The sequence below is a fragment of the Rhizobium sp. BK176 genome, assembly GCF_024808055.1.
On the sequence record NZ_JANUBV010000045.1, the window covers coordinates 1 to 22,050 of the forward strand.

At 59.7% G+C, this 22,050-nt stretch carries 17 protein-coding genes and 2 pseudogenes; 15 read left to right on the forward strand and 4 right to left on the reverse strand.

Features of this window, described 5'->3' with window-relative positions; all coding sequences use genetic code 11:
- Nucleotides 1-845, reverse strand: a pseudogene (locus FHT76_RS40130) (copper oxidase); the annotation flags it as partial.
- Between the two features lie 354 nt (nt 846-1,199).
- Between FHT76_RS40130 and FHT76_RS40135 the strand changes: the two are divergent.
- Genes FHT76_RS40135 through FHT76_RS40175 form a run of 9 tightly spaced genes read left to right on the forward strand, consistent with a single transcriptional unit; the run spans nt 1,200 to nt 7,305 of the window.
- A complete protein-coding gene (locus FHT76_RS40135) occupies nt 1,200-2,408 on the forward strand; it encodes a type II secretion system F family protein (protein ID WP_183756498.1) in 1,209 nt (402 codons plus the stop codon).
- A gap of 5 nt (nt 2,409-2,413) precedes the next feature.
- The gene (gspG, locus tag FHT76_RS40140; RefSeq protein ID WP_183756572.1) at nt 2,414-2,878 is read left to right on the forward strand and encodes a type II secretion system major pseudopilin GspG; all 465 of its coding nucleotides are present in this window, start codon (nt 2,414-2,416) and stop codon (nt 2,876-2,878) included.
- A complete protein-coding gene (locus tag FHT76_RS40145; protein WP_183864491.1) occupies nt 2,853-3,311 on the forward strand; it encodes a prepilin-type N-terminal cleavage/methylation domain-containing protein in 459 nt (152 codons plus the stop codon). The genes gspG and FHT76_RS40145 overlap by 26 nt, the downstream gene beginning before the upstream one ends.
- Before the next feature lie 8 nt (nt 3,312-3,319).
- A complete protein-coding gene (locus FHT76_RS40150; RefSeq protein WP_183864490.1) occupies nt 3,320-3,730 on the forward strand; it encodes a prepilin-type N-terminal cleavage/methylation domain-containing protein in 411 nt (136 codons plus the stop codon).
- A complete protein-coding gene (locus FHT76_RS40155; protein WP_183756501.1) occupies nt 3,727-4,371 on the forward strand; it encodes a hypothetical protein in 645 nt (214 codons plus the stop codon). The genes FHT76_RS40150 and FHT76_RS40155 overlap by 4 nt, the downstream gene beginning before the upstream one ends.
- Complete coding sequence (locus FHT76_RS40160) at nt 4,361-5,233, forward strand: general secretion pathway protein GspK (RefSeq protein ID WP_259130837.1); 873 nt, start codon at nt 4,361-4,363, stop codon at nt 5,231-5,233. The genes FHT76_RS40155 and FHT76_RS40160 overlap by 11 nt, the downstream gene beginning before the upstream one ends.
- A 16-nt stretch (nt 5,234-5,249) precedes the next feature.
- Complete coding sequence (locus FHT76_RS40165; RefSeq protein WP_183756503.1) at nt 5,250-6,299, forward strand: PilN domain-containing protein; 1,050 nt, start codon at nt 5,250-5,252, stop codon at nt 6,297-6,299.
- Nucleotides 6,296-6,856: a type II secretion system protein GspM gene (gene gspM, locus FHT76_RS40170; protein WP_183756504.1), complete on the forward strand. Its 561-nt coding sequence runs from the start codon at nt 6,296-6,298 to the stop codon at nt 6,854-6,856. Before FHT76_RS40165 ends, gspM begins: the two co-directional genes overlap by 4 nt.
- Nucleotides 6,853-7,305, forward strand: coding sequence for a hypothetical protein (locus FHT76_RS40175; RefSeq protein WP_259186819.1), 453 nt, complete (start codon nt 6,853-6,855; stop codon nt 7,303-7,305). Before gspM ends, FHT76_RS40175 begins: the two co-directional genes overlap by 4 nt.
- Nucleotides 7,306-7,325: 20 nt before the next feature.
- Here FHT76_RS40175 and FHT76_RS40180 read toward each other — a convergent pair whose 3' ends face one another.
- On the reverse strand, nt 7,326-9,020 hold the full coding sequence (locus tag FHT76_RS40180) for a GspE/PulE family protein (protein ID WP_183756505.1): 1,695 nt from the start codon (nt 9,018-9,020) through the stop codon (nt 7,326-7,328).
- A 301-nt stretch (nt 9,021-9,321) separates the two neighbouring features.
- Here FHT76_RS40180 and gspD point away from each other — a divergent pair, with 301 nt between their 5' ends.
- Nucleotides 9,322-11,355 (forward strand): type II secretion system secretin GspD, encoded by a 2,034-nt coding sequence (gspD, locus tag FHT76_RS40185; protein WP_183756506.1) that lies wholly within the window; start codon nt 9,322-9,324, stop codon nt 11,353-11,355.
- On the forward strand, nt 11,355-11,939 hold the full coding sequence (locus tag FHT76_RS40190) for an A24 family peptidase (protein ID WP_259130829.1): 585 nt from the start codon (nt 11,355-11,357) through the stop codon (nt 11,937-11,939). The genes gspD and FHT76_RS40190 overlap by 1 nt, the downstream gene beginning before the upstream one ends.
- 13 nt (nt 11,940-11,952) lie before the next feature.
- On the opposite strand, the pseudogene FHT76_RS40195 reads toward FHT76_RS40190, so the two are convergent.
- Both FHT76_RS40195 and FHT76_RS40200 read right to left on the reverse strand, forming a co-directional pair.
- Nucleotides 11,953-12,968: pseudogene (locus tag FHT76_RS40195) on the reverse strand (substrate-binding domain-containing protein).
- Between the two features lie 285 nt (nt 12,969-13,253).
- Nucleotides 13,254-13,844, reverse strand: a complete 591-nt coding sequence (locus FHT76_RS40200) for a hypothetical protein (RefSeq protein ID WP_183756507.1) — start codon at nt 13,842-13,844, stop codon at nt 13,254-13,256.
- 344 nt (nt 13,845-14,188) lie between these two features.
- On the opposite strand from FHT76_RS40200, the gene FHT76_RS40205 reads away from it, so the two are divergent.
- The 4 genes from FHT76_RS40205 to FHT76_RS40220 form a co-directional block, all read left to right on the forward strand.
- Nucleotides 14,189-19,501, forward strand: coding sequence for a DUF4082 domain-containing protein (locus FHT76_RS40205; protein ID WP_259186823.1), 5,313 nt, complete (start codon nt 14,189-14,191; stop codon nt 19,499-19,501).
- A 21-nt stretch (nt 19,502-19,522) separates the two neighbouring features.
- The gene (locus FHT76_RS40210) at nt 19,523-20,746 is read left to right on the forward strand and encodes a GTP-binding protein (protein WP_183756509.1); all 1,224 of its coding nucleotides are present in this window, start codon (nt 19,523-19,525) and stop codon (nt 20,744-20,746) included.
- A 26-nt stretch (nt 20,747-20,772) separates the two neighbouring features.
- Nucleotides 20,773-21,075: a hypothetical protein gene (locus FHT76_RS40215; protein WP_183756510.1), complete on the forward strand. Its 303-nt coding sequence runs from the start codon at nt 20,773-20,775 to the stop codon at nt 21,073-21,075.
- Nucleotides 21,076-21,106: 31 nt separating this feature from the next.
- The coding region (locus FHT76_RS40220; protein ID WP_259186825.1) for an ABC transporter transmembrane domain-containing protein at nt 21,107-22,050 on the forward strand (944 nt) is incomplete at its 3' end.

Consider the following 22,050-nt stretch of genomic DNA (forward strand, 5'->3'; position numbering starts at 1 on the left):
TCACCAGCCACATTGACGAGGCCGATATTGTCGTCGGGACCGGAAGCACGCGGGTCGCCGGCCTGGGTATTGATCTTGTCGCGCCGCGCCAGCGCTGTACTCCAGCGGTAGTCGTAGAACGTACCGGGGAAGTGATGCACATTCGCGGCTCCGTCGCTTTCCGCACCGTTATGAGCGTTATGGAAATGCAACTGGGTTTCATTGCGCCCGAAGCCGTTGTTTGCCTTCCGGTCGGTCGGCAGGTCATTGTAGATGCGCGTGATGATCGGCTCGCCATAGCGCCCCTTGATCAGGAATGGCGGCAAGCCGCATTCGCCAGCGCGACCCGACGCATAGGTCCAGCAGCTGTTCGGCTCCTGTACCGGGAAATGGTCGTGGAAATAGCTGTGGCCGCCCGTTTGCGAAATCTGGCCAAGCCGCATGATGTAGCCGACCTTGGGGAAGAACTCGTCCCATCGCTGGTGCGCGAACACTTCGCCGGGCGGACGCCCCTCGATCGGCCCGTGATGCGTCAGCGGATTGATAAACGCCCCATTCGCGGGGTCAGCGGAAAAATCCGTGTGATAGGAAAGCCGCTTGGCCGGCCGTTCGCCAAGGCCGGCCGGAAAGGCCGCATGGCCCTCAGCCGTCCGTGTGATCGGCAACGGTTTCAGATGGTTCAGCCGATGCATCGGCTGAGAAAATTTCTGGATGCCGAACAGCGGTGTTCGCGGTGTTCCTGTCGGAACCGACGCATAGGCGCTCGTTGCAAACGGGCTTAGCCCGTTCTTGCAGGCGAGATATCCGCTTGCCGTAAAGATCCCCCATTTGAGTAATTCTCGACGGGTGACCTGCCCCTGGTTCAATGCCCAAACTATCTCTGCCCGATTATCTCGAGCAAGTTGTGCTTCTCGTTGACGGATTCTTGACGCGTTTTTAGAGATATACATTCGACCAGCCCCCAATCAAATGTAACGAGTTCCATCAATGCGTGACGGTGGCCCTACAATACACCCTAAAACTTGTGAAAACAAACAGGATCGTAGTATTTTTAAAATATTCAGATTTTTTCAGAAACAAACCGTCGAATTTATATTTTCTAAATAGTGGGACGGTTGAATGTTTTCCCGAATTTCGTATAATTACCCTGTACTTATTTCCAGATATGAACTCGATCGATACTGTATGAATTTTCGACGCATCAGGGGCGATGTACGAAAATGCCAAACTTCAGGTACCGGGCGATCGATCTCTCGGGGCACATGCTCGAGGGTATTCTGCAGGCAAACTCCAGCGCGCTGATGGCCGCGGAGCTTGAGCGTCGGTCCCTGTTTCCAATTGATATAGAGGAAGTGAAGAAAACAGGCGCAGGACTGGGCCTGTCGTTCCAGTCGACTCCGTCCTACGACGATGTAACAGCTTTCACGGAAGATCTCGCTGCCCTCCTTTCTGCAAGTGTTGCCCTGGACCGGGCGTTACAGATCATCCATCAATCGACAAAGCGGCATGCGCTCGGCAACATGACGCGTTCGCTTCTGGACGTGGTTTCAAAGGGACACAGCTTCGCCGAAGCGATCGAGGCCTATCCGGCGGCATTTCCACCGACCTATATCAAGATGGTCGAGGTCGCCGAGGTTGCCGGCAACCTTGACGTCACGCTGCAGGTGATTGCCCAGGAGCGGCGGCGGGGTCGGGAACTCAGACGCCGCCTGACCTCGGCACTCGCCTATCCTGCATTTCTGGTCCTTGCAGCCGTGGGCGTCCTGTTTTTCGTTCTGACCGTCGTCATTCCCGAATTCGACAACGCGCTGGTCGGCATGGGCGCGGACGCGAAGGCATCGACCTCGATCGTCTTTACCCTGTCGCGCGCGGTCGCGGCCAACAGCACGCTGATATCGGCCATCGGTGTCGGTGCGCTCTGCCTTGCCCTCGTCATCACCCGCAGCAAGACGGCAAAGTCGATCCTCCTCTCCCTGCTCGGTTATCTCCCAGGCTTCGATACGCTGCTGATGCAGGAGCGCGCCGTCGTCTTCTGTTCGACATTTGCCATGCTGAACAAGAGTGGCGTCGATCTGCCGACATCCCTTCGCCTTATACGCGGCTTGATGCGTGACGAGCACTCCGCAGAGGTCGTGGCCGAAGTTCTGGCAAGGGTCAGAGACGGCAGTCAGCTCACCGATGCCCTTTCCCGCGTTTCCTTCCTTCCGCCCTACGGCCTGCAGATGCTTCGGGTCGGTGAAACCACCGGAGACACCGGCAAGGCCGCGCTGCGTGTTGCAACCTACTACGAGACCCGGCTCGACCGCTCGATTGCCCGTGCCACAGCGATCATCGGCCCGCTGGTTCTGCTGACTGTCAGTGCCCTGATCGCCTGGATCATCGTTTCGGTCATCACGGCGTTGCTCAGCCTGAACGATCTACTGATGTGACCGCCATGAAAAAGCCGTTGCAACACCCACTGCCAACCACCCGCAAATCGCCCCGGCGCCGCACGGTAAGGGGCGACGGAGGCTTTACCCTCCTGGAATTGCTGGTCGTGCTCGTGATCCTCAGCCTGGTTGCTGGCATTGCTGCTCCGCGCGTTCTTGGTTACCTCTCGGAGGCTCGTGTGCGTGCCGCACGGCTGCAGATCGAAGCCCTGACCTCGGCTTTCGATCTCTTCTACCTCGACACCTCGCGCTACCCCACAGAACGAGAGGGCCTCACCGCGCTGGTCAGCGGCTCGGCGATCAAGCGCTGGAAGGGCCCTTATATCCAGCAGGCCTCGGTTCCGCTGGATCCTTGGGGCCACGAATATCAATACCGCATTGGTGACAAGGGGCGACCCCAGATCATTTCCTTTGGTGCCGATGGCGTTGAAGGGGGGGCCGACAATGCCGCAGACATCGCGATCCAGTAGCCATTCTTCGAGTGATGGCGGTTTTGCGCTGCTGGAACTTCTGGCAGCACTCGCAATCATTGCTTTCGTGGCGGCGATGGCACTGCCCTACATGATCAACGCCGGCCAGGCGATGAGCCTGAAGGTTCAGGCAGCGGAGATCGCGGCACTCCTGCGACAGGACCGGAACATCGCGATGGCGGAAGGCCGCACCGTCGTATCGACCATCGACACGCGTCGCGGCACGGTCCTGTCCGGTTCCTCCGCAAGACGGGTCATGCTGAGCGAAGGATCTGCGATCCGGGTGGAGCGCGCCGCGCACGGCCGCATGGTATCCTTTCAGGCCAATGGCCGCTCCTCCGGCGGGACGTTCGATATCTCGGGACCGCGCGCGACCTTCCGCATCTCGGTCAACCCGCTGACGTCAGGCATTGCGCTGTCAGCACTCGAATGAGGCCCGGCATGTGTGCGGCCCCCACTAAGAGTGCCCCGAATGCACACGACCGGCGCGATCAAGGATTTACGCTGCTTGAGGTTCTGGTGGCCGTCGCCATCCTCGCAGCTGTTCTATACGTGGTCCCGAGAAGCCTGGTCTCGGCGCGCGCCTCCGTCGTTCAATCGCATGCCTGGCTCGAAGCACGGCTGGTCGCCGAGGAAGTCCTCGCCGAGGAACTGCAGGGAAAGATCGTTCGTCCCGGCACGTTTGCTGGCGTGAGCCACGGACGCAGGTGGCGTGCCGTCATCACACGATCTCCCGAGGCCGAAGGGCGGGGGCCGGAGGGACAGACACTGCTCGAGGCGAGGCTTTCCGTCGACGTATCGTCTTCGCGACGGCTGGCGGTCGATCGACTGTTGGTCGGAGTGGCTGAATGAGGAAGGAGCGCAAGAGTTCAGAGGGTGGTTTTGCCATGCTGGAGGCCCTGGTTGTCCTCCTGCTCAGCGCGCTCGTCTTTCAGGCGCTGCTGTTGTCGGCCTATCTCGTGACCCGGTCTTCTGCGGCGGCCAGTCGCGACGCCGGAAACATCGAGCGTCTTGCCACAGGGCTCACTGCCCTCAGGCGCGACCTGTCAGAGGTTGCTGCCATCAAGACCAGCGAGCAGGCCGGCGCGCCCCTCCTGTTTTATGGCAGTGAAACTGCAGTCGGTCTCGCGACCGGCTCCGCATCCGATCAACTGGTCTGGATTTCAGTCAGATCTGGCGCTCTCGTCCGGTCTGCCCTCGCGCGATTTCCCTCGGCAACCAGTTTTGAAAAGGTGAGCGCCGCTCCACCGACAGCACTGCTGCAGGGAGCATGGGACTATCGCTTCTCGTTTGCTGAAAACACCCGGAAAGGCTTCGTGTGGAGCAATTCCTGGTCCGATCGCCCGACGCTTCCCGATGTCATTCGCCTGCAGATATGGAGCAAGTCGGATTCGCGGCGCGCACCTTTGACGCTGGTGGTTTCCCCCCATGTCGATCCGCCACGGCTATGCCCGGAAGGCGCGAGCTGCGAGGGAGGTCCAGATGCGACGTGATGGCGGATATGTCACGCTGGCAACCCTTGTCGTATGCGGCTTGCTGGCAGGAATCGTATCGACGCTGGTGCTGTCGGCGCAGCCGACCCTGGTTCTCACGCGTCTGGGCGTGGACGATCTCGTGACCGAGAACCTGCTCGACAGCGGCGCCACGGCGTCCGCCTACCTTCTTTTTACCGAAGACAGAGACGCTGCATTCGTCGACGGCCGCATCATCACGCTTTCGACCGGAAGTGTCACCCTACAGGTTGCCGCAGAAGCAGGACGGCTCGATCTCAATGCCTCTCCGCCCGAACTGCTGAAAGGGCTATTCAAGGCAGTCGATGGCCAGTCGCTTTCCCCCGACGCGTTTGCGGCACGGGTGGTTGACTGGCGCGACGGAGACGACGAGCGGACACCCGAAGGCGCCGAGCGCTCCGACTACAGGGGAAACGGAGCGCGCGGCCTGCCCATGAACGCAAAATTCCAGTCGGTTGGCGAGTTGCGCTTTCTCAAGGGACTGAGCGAGAATGACTACATGAAACTCGAGTCGTTTCTCACGGTGCACAACCGGACTGGCATGCTTGATCCGGGAGCGGCCTCCCGGAAGGCGCTGCTTGCGATCCCGGGTATGAGCGAGGCGGACGCCACGACCATTGCAGCGTTGCGTAACGACGAAGACAGCGACGAGCGGCGTGCCCTGGTAAAGAGATATGAAGGCTTCCTCACGGTGGAGAGGCCGACCGTCTTTCGCGTGAACCTCGTTGCCCACAGCAAAAGCGGCCGGGTCGGAACCGCCGAGATGGTCGTCGCCGACGCAACCGACACCCCCAAAGGCTATGTCGTCTATGCCTGGACATTTACCGGAACGGGGGGACGTTGATGGCGAGATGTATCGAATGACCGGGATAACCACATCGATCAAACGAAGCTTTTCAGCCTTGCTCGGCGAGATGGTTTCCTGGCAGGCCGCAGCGAACATCCCCCGCAGGAACCGTGGAACATTTCTCGTTGTCGAGGAGCCGGCGAGGCTCGTTTGCTACCGCGTCTCCAGGGCGGGGCCGATCCACAAGGCCGAGGGACCCCGTGATGAGCTCGGCTGGCTTAGCAGCGTCGTCGGAACACAGCCAGTCGAAATGCGGCTTGGCGCGGATCGTTCGGTCGTGCGATCGCTCAAACTCCCGGCGGCAAGCAGACACCATGTCGATGCGATCATCCGCCATCAGCTCGAACAGCTTCTTCCATGGCCCGCGGACAAGATGACGTTCGACTACGATCTTGAGGACGGCGAAGCGACCGACACCGCCGATCAGCTAGATGTTCGCGTCGTCGCGGTCTCGCTCGCTGCGATGCGGTCGGCGATCGATCCCCTCGAGGCTGTCGGCATCAAGCCCGTCGTCGTCGGACTTGCGACCGATCCACTCGCGAAGTCGAGTAGGATCAATCTGTTACCGGGCGCGAAAGCGGCACTTACGGCGAGACGTACGCGCATCGCTCTCGCGTCCCTTTGCGTCCTCGCGGCAATTGGGGCAGCCATGCTGTCAGTTGGCGGCTTTCAGCTCCAACAGGCAACGCAGGAGAAAAAGCAGATAGAAGCCTCCCTCGCCAGCCTTCGCGGCACGATTGACAAGGCGCGTCAGAAGGCGGAACAGGCCGACAGTTCCAGCGCGAAACTGGCGCGCAAATGGGATGCCGCCTCCATGGTTGTCCTGATCGATGAACTCTCGAAGATCATCCCCGATACGACCTATCTCACCACGCTTGATGTTGCAGATCGAAATGTGCGTATTGCAGGATTTTCCGCCAATGCCGCGCGGCTGATCAGTATCATCGAAGACTCAGAGATGCTCGAAGCCGCAAATTTCTCCGCGCCGGTCGTCCGCGATGGCGACAACGGCAAAGAGCGGTTCGAAATCCTGGCCCATCTTGCAGGAGCCAAAACACAATGAACCGGAAGCAGGGCGCCGCGAGAAACGTCAGAATGGCAACGATTGCTGTGCTCGCTGGCCTGTTTTTCGTTCCTGGGGCGATAGCGGCATGGAGCGTGATGGAAGCACGTGGGCTGTCGCAGGAAAATGCCGAGCAGCGGCTGTCCCTGGAGGCACTCAAGACCAGGCTCGCGGCGCTCGAAGGCAACACGGATGACAAAGACGGCGATGGTGCCGCGATCTACCTCCCAGGCGACACGCCGGCTGTCGCAGCCGCCGAATTGCAACGCCTGATGACCGATGTGATCGGCGAGACCGGAGCAAAGATCGCTCAGTTTGAATTCGTCGACCCCGGAGAGGATGCACCCGACGACGGCGCCGTCGAAATGCGCGTTCTGTTTGAGACGACCACGGAGCCGCTGCAGCAAATTCTCTTTGCGACGGAAAGCAACCCGACAGCCCTGCTCTTCAAATCGATCACGATCGAGAGCGCGGAAACAAGCGTCAGCAGCAGGGAGCCGCCTGTACTGCGCGTTTCAGCCTCGGTCGAGGGCTACTGGCGAAGGAGCAAGCTGTGACCGGCTTGAAAAGATCTGGAATTGTGACGGGCGTCGCCCTGGTGGCGATGGCGGGCGCGGCTCTGTCCCAATCGGAGCCCAGCGCTCCAGCGACGCCGTGGCTGAGTGGCGTGACCCTTGATAAGCTCGAAGCGACCCGGCTTCACCCGCTGTTTTCACCCTCAAGGCAGCCCCCGGTCGCTGATGAGCCGGTCGTAGACGTTGCGCCAGTCATTGCCAGTGTCTCCGAAACGTCGCCATCTGCACCTGAGATAAAGCTCGTGGGGATCATTTCGATCAGCGGCAACCGCCAGGCACTCCTGCAGGACCCCGCGAGCGGCCAGATCCATCGCCTGAAGGACGGCGACAGGCTTCAGAACTGGGTCGTCTCCATCGTCGACAACCGTACGATCAAGCTCGAACAGAACGGCCAGCGCCAGGACTATCGGATGTTTGCCCCGACCCAATAGCGCCCGTCAGATCTTAACGCTCAGATCGTAACGCGCAGAACCTCCTCGATCGACGTGATGCCCTTTCGGTATTTCGCAAAGCCATCGTCGAGCATCGTGGTCATGCCGGCACGCACCGCCGCTGTCTGGATTTTCTGGGGATCGACGTCATCGCGCATGAGCCCGCTGAGCTCGGCATCGACGGGCAGGACCTCGAATATCCCGACGCGTCCTCGATAACCGCTTTCCCCACAATAGGCACAACCGACTGCACGGAAATAGCTGTCCCCAGGGCGCGGGACGAAGCCGCGACGCGCAAGGGCGGCATGCTCAGCGCCGGCACCATCGTTCACAGGCGCCCTGCAGCGTTCGCAGAGCCTGCGGACAAGTCGCTGTGCGATGACACACCGCAAGGCGGACGCAAGGAGGAAGGTTTCGACGCCGAGATCCATCAGCCGGATGATCGCATCGGCTGCGCTGTTGGTGTGCAGCGTCGTAAGCACTAGATGCCCCGTGAGCGCTGCCTGGATGCCGATCGACGCGGTTTCGCTGTCACGCATCTCGCCGACCATCATGATGTCGGGGTCCTGGCGCAGGAAGGAGCGCATCGCATTCGCGAAGGTCAGATTGATCGATGGCTTCACCTGCGTCTGGCTTACGCCGGCGATCTGATACTCGATCGGATCCTCGATGGTCATGATCTTGCGTTCGGGACTGTTGAGGCTGGAGAGCGCCGCCGTCAGCGTCGTCGTCTTGCCGCACCCCGTCGGGCCGGCAACGACGATCAGCCCATGCGGCTCGGCGATCTGGGTGCGCAGAATAGAAAAATCGCGGGCGGCCATGCCAAGTCGGGAAAGATCAAGTGCCTCGGCACCCTTGACGAGAATTCGGGCAACAAGCGCCTCGCCATGCAAGGTTGGCATCGTCGCTACACGAAAATCGGCGCGCGTCGTGTTGATGGTGATACGAGCGCGCCCGTCCTGCGGCAGCCGGTGCTCGGCGATGTTGAGTCCGGCGAGAATCTTGATGCGTGAAACGACACCACGAGCGATATCGTTCGAGAGCGGCTGCATGGTCCTCAGCATGCCATCCACCCGCATTCGCACCCGCACGCCATCCGGCTGGGGCTCGATGTGGATATCGGTTGCCGACAAGTTCAACGCGGTTTCCAGCAATTGGTCGACGGCCCTGACGATGGGCGCGCCGCTCGCGAGATCATGAAGGCGATCAAGATCCTCTTCGGCCGCACTCTGCGAGCGCGCTGCCGTTTGGTCGGCAGGCGAAAGGACGTTTGCCCGATCCTTAGAAAGCAACCGTTCGAAAAGCATCGCCATCTCTTCGAACGTCGCCACTCTCATTTCCACGCGTTGTCCGAGCGCGGCCGCCGCCGCCTCGATCGCCTCCTCGCGTGTCGGGTCGGCGATCACCAGAATCTGCTGGCCCTTCTCCAGTGCCGGAAGCGCCCATGCCGCGCGCAGGAATCGCGGCGACAGATCGGCGGTAAGCTCGGGCCGGAACTCTATCTGGTCGACGGCGGCGCGACCGAGCCCGTGAAATTCGCCAATTGCCTCGGCGAGCTGATCTCCCGACAGTACGCCGGTCTCCCAGATTTGACTGTAGCTCGAAGGGGGAGCCTTCAGCATCCGCTCAAGCGACACCCTCTCGGATGGCCCGACCAGATTATCGTTCGTCGTCAGATATCGGACAAAGTCCGTCAACGTCGTTGCAGTGGCCATCCAGATATCGCCTCGTCTGCGCTGCGTCCTTCCTGCGATTTGCAACAGCGTCCGCCAAGTTGAACGACAAGTCCATGCCGACCTTTGGGTAAGATATCAGGCCGTTACGGTTTGCCTACTGTAAGATGTGCATAGTCGCCATTAGCGATAACGCGCCCCCTGAAAAATGCTAGGTTCGGATACTGGAAGCTAGAGAATCAGTTGAGGGGAGATGGGACCTAGCAGTGCAATTGGTCGTGCAGGCCTGCTGTTCGGATGGTGTGTGTTGGCCACCGGATGCGTGCTGCCCGATCATGGTTCCATGGATAGCCCCAAGTCTATCCTCGGTTCCGTGACGAATGCAGACCTGTCCGCTCGTTCGCCGCGCCCTGACGGATCGGTGGCGTCTCACAACGCAACGAGCTCGGGCCCCCTCCAGGCAGTTACATTTGTGACGCCGGGCGATGGGGTCGTAGACCCTATCCATACGGGGCAGACCCCGGCCGCAGGCGAGGTCAACCTGAACTTCCAGGGCGCAGAGCTGCGTGAAGTGGTTCAGGCAATCCTCGGCGACACGCTTGGCCAGACCTATACGATCGATCCGAAGGTCTCGGGCTCGGTGACGCTTTCGACGGCCCGCCCGGTCGCAAAGGGCGAACTGCTGTCGATCCTGGAAACGCTCCTGAACATGAATGGCGCCGACCTCGTGAAGCGTGGCAACGCCTACCAGATCGTTGAAGCCGGTTCGGCCGTAGCTGGGCAGACAACGGTCAGGGGAAGCGGCCCTGGCTTCGGCATCACCATCCTTCCCGTCCGCTATATCGGCGCACAGACGCTTGCCCGTCTGATCGATGGCTTCGGCGCAAGGCCTGGCGCAATTCGTGTGGAAACGACACGCAATCTGCTGGTCATCGCCGGCAGTGGTGCTGACCGCCAGGCCGCGATCGAAACGGCAGGCGCGTTCGATGTCGACTGGATGAAGGATCAGGCGGTTGGCATTCTACCACTGCAGAATGCCCGGCCCGAGGCTGTTATACCTGAACTCGAACGCATATTCGCGGCCAAGGGCAGCGAGAACGGTGCAATCCAGTTCATGCCGATGCCGCGTCTTCGCGCAATTCTGGCGGTGTCGCAAAGCCGCACGCTGACGGAGCGCGCGCAGACATGGGTTCGTCGGCTCGACCGGGAAAACCCCGATTTCGGGCAGAGCGTGCATGTCTACCGCGTGAAATACCGGGACGCGACGAAGATTGCCGAGCTGCTGCAAAAGCTGTTCTCGACTGGCGACGACACGGAAAGCGAAGAAAAACCAGGGGCAACTCCAGCGTCTGCTGACACCGCCGATGCTGCTGCCCAGCCAGCCGAGGCAAGTGCCGGCCAAACCGGCGGCGGCGGAACCGACACGGCCGAGATCGATCCTGCGCGCTTCGGTCAACCGACATCAAACGAACTCGGTGCCGACGCGGTGCGCATTCGTGCCGACCCTTCGAACAATTCCATTGTGATCTACGGCGATCTCGAAATGCGCCAGCGGGTGCTCGGTGCGCTGACCCGGATTGACGTGCCGCAGTTACAGGTGGCAATCAGCGTCACGATGGCCGAAGTGCGCCTGACCGACGACATGCGTTTCGGCGTCCAGTATTTCGTCAAGAGCCATCACCTCGGAGCGGGATCGGACAACGGTTCGGTTGGCCTCTTCAACGTGCTCGCCGACAATATCGCGCGCGAAGTGCCCGGCTTCAATTTCGTTCTTGGCTCCGAAAGCAGCCCTGACATCATCATCAGCGCCCTCGACAAGGTCACAGACGTTCAGATCCTGTCGTCCCCGTCTCTCGTCGTGCTGGAAAACGAAGTTGCGCGCTTCCAGGTCGGCGACCAGATCCCGATCATCACGCGCACCGTTACCCCTGTAGACGCGGCTGATGCGCCTGTCAGCAACGAGGTGCAATATCGCGATACCGGCATCATCATGAATGTCCGCCCACGCATCGCCGAGAACGGTGTCGTAGCAATGCGCATCGAACAGGAGATCTCCTCGTCTTCGTCGCCGGACAGCCTGACGCCGACGATTTCCAACCGGAGCATTTCGAGTTCCGTGTCCGTCGTCGACGGCCAGACCGTGCTGCTCGGCGGCTTGATCAGCGAACAGGCACAGCGCGCAAAGGACGGCATCCCGGGCCTCAATCGGATGAAGGTCGTCGGCAATCTGTTCGGCAGCAAGAACCGCGCCAATACCCGGACAGAGCTTCTGATCCTGATCAGGCCCATGGTCATTCGTGACGGTCGCGATGCGCAAAGCGTCGCCGAGGAGCTGCAGTCGAAAATGTGGGGAATGGGCGGGCGCAAGGTCAAATAGTGCAGTGGCCAAAAACCATCGATACACGTCTGGCAGCAGTGGCGATCGCGGCACTGGCTGCCCTTGTGGTCGGATTGACGACCCTGCCATTGCCGCGCGCAACCCTCGGCGCGGTGCTTGCCGCCCTGGTGACCTTGGTTACAATCGAGGACTGGCTCAATTTCAGGGTTCCTAACCTTCTGAATCTCGCGCTGGCAGCGATCGGGGTCGGCGCATTCCTGCTCGGTCTCGATCCGCTGGGTGACGATGTGGAGAGGTCATTGCTTGGTATCATTGCAGATGCAGCGCTCACCGGCGGATCACTGCTTCTGGTACGTGAGGTTTACTTGAGGCTGCGTGGTATCGAGGGACTTGGGCTTGGCGACGTAAAGCTCGGTGCGGCTGCCGGCGTATGGGTCGGATGGCAGCAATTCGCCCTTGTCGTCTTTCTCGGTACCCTTGCCGCACTTCTTTTTGTTCTCGCCAAAAGCAGGCACCAGGGCCATTGGCCCGCAACGGCTCGCATCCCCTACGCGTCGTTTCTGGCACCTGCCATCTGGGCCGGGTGGTACCTGGCACAGTGGAGCAACCTCCCGTTATTCTGAGAGGCCGTGGGCGCTATGCCCCCCTGATTGATCCCCGCCAGATCAGTTCGGCATGAAGCTTGATCGACTGCACCCCATTCTCCGACTGTGGCCCTCGAAAACCATTCGACTGCGTTTGAAGCGATCGTAGAAAACGGCCAACGGTTGTCAGGTCGTAGGAAGACCACGAGGCCTGCTCGATATCGTCGAAGCCCGCGATGCATAACTCGCCCGGTATTGACGCGTTGCGTCCATGAAACCGCAAGCCAGGAGGTCGGTTGCGCAGAAGACCGCATCCGGGCGCTCTGCGCGCGTCAATATTCGCTGAGCCAGGACCCTGCCCGCTTCGCAGCCCGTCCACCCATGACGCTCGACTGAAACCTCCATTCCAAGGGCCCTTGCCGCAGCGATGAAGCCCCGCTCTCTGGCTATGAGGCTCGGTGTTCCCGCGTTGGACTTGGCGAATTCGAGCTTTCGACATCCGGCCCGGACGAGCGCCGTCACCACGCGTCCGGCGTCCTCGTAGTCATCGAGGTTGATCCGCAGCGGGCCGGGCTGCGCATCGTCGCGATTGATAAGGACGAGACGCTGCCCGTTGCGCAGGTAAAGCTCGGCAATGGACTTATCAGGCATGCCGGAGAGAATGATTGACGCATCCGCGCGATAACGGATCGCTTGCCTGAGAGTACGATCAACACTGCCATCGGCACGGTCCGTATTGACAAGCATCGCGACCTTGCCAGCGTTCTGAACCAGCAGTGTAAGCTGTTCCAAAAAGGGCAGAACGGTAGGGCGTTGCAACGTCGGAGACGATCAGGCAGACGATGCCGCTCTCATTTCGCATGAGACCGCGAGCAAGTTCATTGATGTGGTACCCAAGCGCCTCGGCTGCTTCGAGCACGCGCCGGCGCGTCTCTTGGGACACGCTGGCGCCCGGCGTAAATGTCCGCGACACCGCAGATCGTGAGACCCCGCCTTTTCAGCCACTTCCTGGCTGCTCACAAACACTTTTGCGGACACGGCTCGATCTCCATTTGCAAGATTTTGCATATTGCTGCAAAAGCGTGCAAGCCTCCCGCCGGCAGTGCCGGATGAAACTTTTATGACGGTCTTGGTCGAAGTCGCTGTTGGGTTCGCCTACACTTGCCCGCGTTTGTATATTGGGAACATCCTGTGGAACGAGCGCATGAGCGTGCTAGGGACCCGACATTTCTCGGTCTCTGCCTTACGCAGACCCTTGGATTGAATTTGCGGCGTTCGTTCTCTTTTGACAGAGACGGATCAATGCTGGGCCGCGCCCGCTAAGTCCGCGAAATGCGCTGATCATCGCATCGTCTATTGGAGAATCGTCTGTCGCCGCATCTGACGATGGAGTTCTGCTCGCCGCCATTCGCTCGCGAGCAGCACGATGACAATACCCGTCATCTCAAGGACCCAGTTACACTTGAGGCCCCATAGGTGGCTGCCGATGAACTGGTCGAAATGATAAAAAGATCCTGCTCGAATGACGACGTAGCCCACCACAAGCATCGATCCCGCGAGGGCCAGCCAAGTTTGGTGCGATAGTTTTCTTGGGCAAAAACCAGCTATTGGCAACGCAACCGCCCAAAGGGCGGCAATGCCGACGATAAAGTAGAATTGTACCGCTCGACGCTCGCCATACCACCCTTCTGATGCAGCGATCATTCGGCCAATCTCCGTGAAAGCGGACTGGATGTCGAGTTGCTTGTTTATGCCCAGTAAGAAAAGCATGATGGCAATTCCACGCCAGATGAAGCCGTCAAACTGCTTGCTCGAGCCAGGTGAAAGGACGGTTGCCATCGTCCTGCGGCAGCTCACGCATGCAACAAAGTAGAGTGCGACGGTAATCCATCCGCCAATCGTGGGATCACCGATTCCCGGCCTCCAATCGAAGTGATACGGCACCTGGATCCCCCCAATTGTGCAGCTCGCTTCATCGCCTTCGCTCGCTGCGGCGATGAGCGTTTAGTTACTTAGTCTCGATCTGTAGCAGCGCCTGAGCAACCTGGAAAAATGAACTATAGACGAGCCTGAAGCGTGCTTCCGGATCATTTCGCGGAGGCAACATGCAAGCATCGAGGCATGTCGGTTTTCTCGACCAATTCCTCGCTAGCTCAGGTCGGCGAGTGCCATATCATCCTATCGGCGTAGGGTCTGCAACGTCGAGTACCGCTCATTGCTGTCGTACACTTTCGCGGCAAACATGACACGATTGACACCTGCTGCATTTGCGACTGGGGGTGGATTTCATGCTGAGGATCAACATCAAGAACCGTGACTATCTGAGCGCGTTCGGCGGCACGTCGACGGTTTACAGCGCAGTGGCAACGGGCGGTGCTCTTCTCGCGAACGCAGCTGTTGGTTCGTCAGCCGGTGCTCCGCAGATTACTGATCCCAGCGCTGTCGGCTCCGTGAACTCGCTCACGGGATCGCAAACCACTCTGTCTCCTTTGACGAATGATCCAGCCGCGACGCAAATGTCGCCGGCTTCAAGTGCTACCTCCACAAGCGACGCCACCGGTGGAGCCAGCCGGACGTTGACCACCGATGCAACATCGACGGCAAGCTCCTCCGCTACCGATCCAGAGACGACAGCTCAGCCCCGTACCGTATTGCCCCCCGATCCTTCCACACCACTTGCCGCGATCTCGCTAGAGTCCTCTCTGTCGGTTGCCTCTGACGTCACGCTGCCGGTCTCAAGCACGACCGATACGTCGAGTATTCCGGCCATGACGTTTTCGGCTGCAATCGTCGGAACCACTGGCGTGGCAACGGCTGACGTGGGAACCACTGAGCAAGATGCGTCCGCCGCGCCAGCGCCGATGACCCTCGCTGCGACCGCATCAACAACAACGGTGGTGGCCGTCACTCAGACGGTAGCGGCTACTCCGACGCTGAACAAGATTGCCCTCGAAAACATGAAGCAGGGCAACCCGATCAGCGAATGGGGCATCGACGGCGACGGCGGCGGTACCATCCAGGGCTTTGCGACCGAGATTAGTACCAATATCGGCCAGACCGTTGACTTCAAGATCGCAACGGACTCGACCCACTACCGCATCGACATTTATCGTCTCGGCTATTACGGCGGCGACGGCGCGCGCAAGGTTGCCTCGATCGACAAGTCCCTGACGACGGCTCAGATCCAGCCGCATCCGATCGTCGATATGTCGCTCGGCCTGATCGATTGCGGCAACTGGTCGGTTTCGGCAAGCTGGGAGATCCCAGGGGACGCAGTATCGGGCGTTTATTTCGCCAGACTGGTCCGCGAGGATGGCGTCGAAGACGCCAGCATTATCCCGTTTGTGGTGCGCGACGATGCCTCAACAAGCGACATCGTCTTCCAGACCTCGGATACGACCTGGCAGGCCTATAATGCCTGGGGTGGGGCGAGCCTTTACTACGGACAGGTGCCTGTCGACCCGGCTGATATGATCGGCTACCTGCCTCCCAATTGCAGTTGCGGCCTGACGGCAATCGGCCGCGCATCGGCGATCAGCTACAACCGCCCCATCATCACCAACACCAGCCCCGTTGGCGGCACGCATGACTTCATCTTTGGCGTCGAACATTCGGCGATCCAGTGGTTGGAGCAGAACGGATACGACGTGTCGTATGTGACGGGCGTCGATGCTGCCCGCAATGGCAATCTGCTCCTCAACCACCAAGCTTATCTCTCCGTCGGGCATGACGAATACTGGTCTGCCGAACAACGTGCCAACGTCGAGGCGGCACGGGATAGCGGCGTCAACCTTGCATTCTGGAGCGGCAACGAATGTTATTGGAAGGTGCGGTGGGAAAGCAGCATTGATGGCAACGGCCAAGCCTACCGGACCATGGTTTGCTACAAGGAGACTTGGGGGACCAGCACGGATCCGAGCAGTGTCGGTACCGGCACGTGGCGCGATCCACGCTACGCGGACCCCGGACAGGAGCCGGAGAATTCGCTGACCGGAACCATGTTCACCGTCGACAGCTACCGGCTTGATACAATTTCCATCCCCTATGACTATTCGAACCTGCGCTTCTGGCGAAACACCGACGTTGCCAACCTACAGCCCGGAGAAACGTACAATCTCGTTCAGAACCTGCTCGGCTACGAATGGGATTCTGACGTCGAAAATGGGTTCCGACCAGACGGGCTGATCAACCTGTCCCTGTCCACAGTGGCAGTGAACACCTATCTTCGGGACTATGGCACTACCATCGGCGATGCCGTCGTAAATCATAGCCTGACGATGTATCGAGCCGCAAGCGGAGCGCTGGTATTCGGCGCAGGCACCGTATTCTGGTCGTGGGGATTGAACGATCAGCATGAAGGACCGGAAACGCCGACAGACCCGAACGTCCAGCAGGCTATGGTCAACATGTTCGCGGATATGGGAATCCAGCCAACGACGCTGGATGCCAGCCTTATTCTCGCGACGCAGTCCACTGACAACGTCAAGCCAACATCAACGATTACGTCGCCAATCATTGGTGCGAGTTTCGTCGAAGGCCAGCACGTCACGATCGCTGGAACGGCCCAGGACTTCGGCGGGGGGATTATCGCCGGTATCGAGGTATCCACTGACGGCGGACAACATTGGTTCAAGGCATCCGGACGCGAGAACTGGAGCTACAATTGGGTCGTCCAGGCGAGCGGCACCTATACGGTCATGTCGCGTGCCGTCGACGACAGCGTCAACGTGGAGACGCCATCATCCGGAAAGCAGGTTACAATTACACTGCCGGATACTACCGGCCTTTGGACACTGGCATCAAAGCCAGCGCTCGAGACTGCGATCGACCGCGACGGTGTCGAACTCGGGATCCGTTTTCAGTCAACCATCGGTGGCTTCGTTGAAGGAATTCGCTTCTACAAGGGTTTCTATAACATTGGTGAGCATACGGTCAGTCTGTGGGATGCCAATGGCACGTTGCTCGCCACAGGCGTATCGACAGGCGAGTCCATTTCGGGCTGGCAGACAGTTACCTTCTCCTCGCCAATTCATATCCCCGCAGGGACGACATTCGTCGCCTCCTACCATAGCAACGGCTACTATTCTGTCACCGAGAACTATTTTGGTCCCGGTTCGACATACGCAAATGGCGTGCTGAAGGCAGTCGATGGTGGCGGTGTTTATGCATACGGCGCCAGCAGTACTTTCCCGGGCAATAGCCCTGGCGGTTCGAATTATTGGGTCGATGTTGTGTTTGACGCCGGTCCCAACACGGCACCTGTGGCAACCGACGACGGCGGGTTCACCATCGCACGCAACGGCAGCCTGACACTGTCATTCGCCTCTCTGATAGCAAACGATACCGACGCCAATGGTGACGTACTTACCATTTCCGGGGTTGGCAATGCAGTCAACGGAACGGTTGCGCTGGACACTCAAACGGGCAACGTGATCTTTACACCGAACGCCAATTACGTTGGTCCGGCAAGCTTCAGCTACACCCTCTCAGATGGACGAGGTGGCACCGACCAGGGAAGCGTGAGCCTTTCCGTGGAGGAAGTTGCGGCCGGCGTTTCGCTGTTTCAGCCAAATGAAGGTCCGACCGGACAAGCCTTTAGCGACCGATCCGCGGTCGAGTTGGGCATGAAGTTCACTTCATCGAGCAGCGGTTCGATCACCGGAATTCGTTTCTATAAGGCGGCCGGCGATACGGGTACCCACACTGGTTCGATCTGGAGCACTGACGGCACGCTCCTGACGACTGTAACTTTCACCAACGAGTCTCTCAGCGGTTGGCAAACCGCAAAGTTCTCCAGCCCGATCCAGATCCAGGCCGGGGTAACCTACGTCGCATCGTATCACACGACCGGGACCTATGTGGCAACTGTCGGCTACTTCAACACTGCGCATACCAACGGAGCCCTCACCGGCGTTTCCGCGACGGCGAGCGGAGGGAACGGCGTCTTTTCCTACGGCACCGGCACGACCTTCCCAACATCCAGCTATCAGGCATCCAATTACTGGGTCGATGTCGTATTCAATCAATCGACGGTGAATTCGGTGCCTGTTGCAGCCAACGATAACGGCTTCAGCACCTACTCGAGCACGGCACTATCCATTGCGGCAGCAGCCCTCCTGGCGAACGACAACGACCCGGATGGCGACCCGTTGTCGATCACGGGCGTTGCAAACGGGGCAAACGGCACAGTCACGTTCGATAGCGTGACAAATACGATCGTGTTCACTCCGACAACAGGATACGTCGGCGCGGCAAATTTCTCTTACACGATCGCGGACGGCCGGGGCGGCACCGCCTCGGCAACCGTCAACTTGACGGTTGGCGCACAGCCAACGGGTACAGGGCTGTTTTCATCGACCGACGCGCCCACCATTGTTGCGGGCAATGACCCAGGATCGGTGGAGCTCGGCGTCAAGTTTACCACTTCCGAAAGGGGCGAGATTACTGGCTTGCGCTACTACAAGAGCGCGCAAGACACCGGTACGCACGTCGGTTCGCTATGGACCAGCAGCGGCGTCTTGCTTGCGTCCGCAACCTTCTCGAACGAGACAACAAGCGGCTGGCAAACGGTAACCTTCTCACAACCTGTCAGCATCTCCGCAGGCGTTACCTATGTGGCAAGCTATCATTCGAACGGCTTCTATGCGGCCACGCCAAACTATTTCACGACCAGCCACTCAAACGGCACTCTGACCGCATCTTCTACGGGCAATGGCGTTTATGCCTATGGCACAGGCAGCCTCTTCCCGAGCGCGACCTACAATTCAACCAACTATTGGGTCGACGTTCTTTATCAAACAGCGACTCAAAACGCTGCCCCCGTCGCTGCCAACGACTCCGGGATCTCAGGTGTTGCAAATACCCAATTGACGATCCTCGCCTCGGCATTGCTCGCCAACGACAGCGACCCCGATGGCGACGCGATTTCCGTCACCGGTGTCGGCAACGCGCTGCACGGAACGGTGTCCTTCGACAGCCAGTCGAATATGATCACCTTCACGCCGGCAACCGGATACACCGGAGCTGCCAGCTTCTCGTACACGATCACCGATGCGAAGGGCGCAACGGCCACTGCTCAGGCATCCCTCACGATCTCCGGCCAAGGCCCCGAAGAGAACGTCTTTGCCGCAGGCACAACCCCTGCAATCGTCTCGGTCAACGACAACAGCCCCGTCAATCTCGGCATGAAGTTCCAGTCAGATGCGGCTGGCTGGATTACCGGTATTCGCTTCTACAAAAGCGCCGAGAATACCGGCTCTCACACAGGCTACCTCTGGACGGCAAGCGGTACTCTTCTTGCAAGCGCGACCTTCACCAACGAGAGCTCAAGTGGTTGGCAGTCGGTCAACCTGGCTCAACAGGTGGCGATCGATGCCAACACCACTTATGTCGTGTCCTACAGCACCAACGGCAATTATTCGGCGACGGGCAACTACTTCAGCAACAGCACGACCAACGGCAATCTGCAGGCCATGTCTTCGGCGCTAAGTGGCGGCAACGGTCTCTATGCATACGGCTCCAGCGGGCTGTTCCCGACAAGCACATTCAACAGCACGAATTATTACGTCGACGTCGCATTCAAGCAGCAGCTCGCAGCGTAGCGGCGAGTGGGGAGAGTGTACATGACAGGTGGCGACAAGCGCCTCCCAGTATCGGTTTTGGCGGGTTTCCTCGGCGCAGGAAAAACAACCATCCTCAACCATGTCTTGCGTAACCGGGAAGGACGCCGGGTCGCCGTGATCGTCAATGACATGAGCGAGATCAACATCGATGCCGAGCTCGTTCGTGATGGCGGCGCCAACCTGTCGCGCACCAATGAAACCCTGGTGGAACTCACCAACGGATGCATCTGTTGCACCCTTCGTGACGACCTGTTGACCGAGGTCCGCCGTCTCGCCGCCGACGGTCGCTTCGACTATCTGTTGATCGAAGGCACCGGCATTGCCGAACCGCTGCCAATTGCGGCTACGTTTTCTTTCCGTGACGAGAACGGCCTTGCGCTCTGTGACGTGGCGCGGCTGGATACCATGGTCTCGGTGGTCGATGCGGCAAACCTGCTTGCAAATTATTCGAGCGCCGATTTCCTGAGCGATCGCGGCGAAACTCGCGACACCGATGACAAACGAACGCTTGTAGACCTGCTCGTAGAGCAGATCGAATTTGCCGATGTCGTCGTGATCAACAAGGTTTCCGAAGTTGCCGCCGAAACCCGGACGGCCGTTCGCCGGATCGTCGCGGCCCTCAATCCGGATGCGCGTGTCATCGAAACCGACTTCGGTGCGCTTCCCCTGTCGACCATTCTCGATACCGGCCTCTTCAGCGAGGCCAAATCGGCCCGCCACCCGTACTGGCATAAGGAGCTCTACGGATGGGGAGACCACGTCCCCGAGACCGAGGAATACGGGATTTCGAGCTTCGTCTATCGCGCACGCCGTCCTTTCGACCCCGCCGCGCTCGACCGCTTTCTCGCGCAGCAGTGGCCGGGCCTCATTCGCGCCAAGGGACATTTTTGGCTGGCGACGCGGCCGAACGAGATCGGGCTCCTTTCGATTGCCGGTACACAGCGACGCATGGATACCAAGGGCTTCTGGTGGGCAAGCGTGTCAAAGGCGCATTGGCCACGCTATCCGCAGTTCCGCCAATTGCTCGACCGCCATTGGGATCTGGTCTTCGGCGATCGCCGCCAGGAACTGGTGTTCATCGGCGCCGGGCTTGACCAGCAAGGGATCAGCACAGCGCTCGACGACTGCCTTTTCGGGGAAGAGACCCACTTTGACCCGGAACTCGGCAGACAGCTTGCCGACCCCTTCCCTGCCTGGCAGCAGGCGCACCATCACCATCAATGAGCACGTTCCAAACGAGGAGATCGACAATGAGCAACGAACTTTATGCCGACGGTATCGGCGAGATCACGGTAACCGGCACGATCGTCCGCATCGACCTGATGTCGCTGTCGGCCACCGAACGGGATGCCAGCAACAATCCGAAACCGGTCTTCCGGCAGAGGATCATCATGCCCGTCGATGCGTTCGCGAATGCAGTCGACCTGATGCAGAAGGCATTGGGCGGACTGGTCGAGGCCGGCGCCGTGCGGCGCGTCAACGACCCCAATCAGAAGGCTGAGATCATCCCTCCTTCCGGTGCCTCGGGCAACGCGTCGCCGAACTTCAACTGACGAACCATCAACGCAGACACCCGGGTGGGCCATGAGTACGTTTTTGCACACCAACCTACATTGCCTTGCTCTCGTGGCACGCCACCATGGCGTTGACCTGTCACCCGAGCGCCTGCAACACGATTACGCAGTCAATGACCAACCCGTCGCGCTTCGACAATTGTTGCGCATGGCCAAAGATGCCGGGCTGCGCGCCCGGCATATCAGCCTCAGCTGGACTTCGCTTCTTGGGCTCGGCGAAGCCTTTCCTGTGCTGGCGGAGCTCGAGAACGGCAACTGGGTCGTGATTGCCGGGCCTGCAATGGGCGAAGAGGAGCCGATGATCAGGGTCCTCGATCCCCTGGCCGAGCGCCCCGACTTCATTCACCTGAGCGAAGAGCAATTCACCCGATCCTGGCGGGGATCCGTCGTGATGATGAAGCGGAACTACGGCCTTAACGATGCCGATCAGCCATTCGGTTTCCGCTGGTTCATTCCCGAAATCATCAAGCAGCGCAGTTTCTTCCGCGACGTTGCGCTTGCCGCCATCGTCCTTTATGGCCTCGGTCTGATGACGCCAATCTTCTTCCAGCTCGTCATCGACAAGGTGCTGGTGCATCAAAGCTATGCAACGCTCACGGTCCTGACGATTGGCATCGCCATTGCCCTTGTCTTCGATGCCGCCTTCAGCTTCCTGCGGCGCTACCTGCTGCTCTATGCCACGAACCGGATCGATATCCGCATCGCGACACGCACGTTCGGGCATCTGCTCAATCTTCCAATCGCCTTGTTCGAACAGGCGTCAGCTGGGGTCCTTGTCAAGCACATGCAACAGACGGGAAGGATCCGCGAGTTTCTGACGGGTCGCCTGTTTCTGACCCTCCTCGATGGCGTGTCGCTCCTGGTCTTCATTCCGATCCTGCTTCTTTACAGCGTCAAGCTGACCCTCGTCGTCATCGGATTTGCCGCCCTTGTCGGCCTCGTCGTCATGCTTCT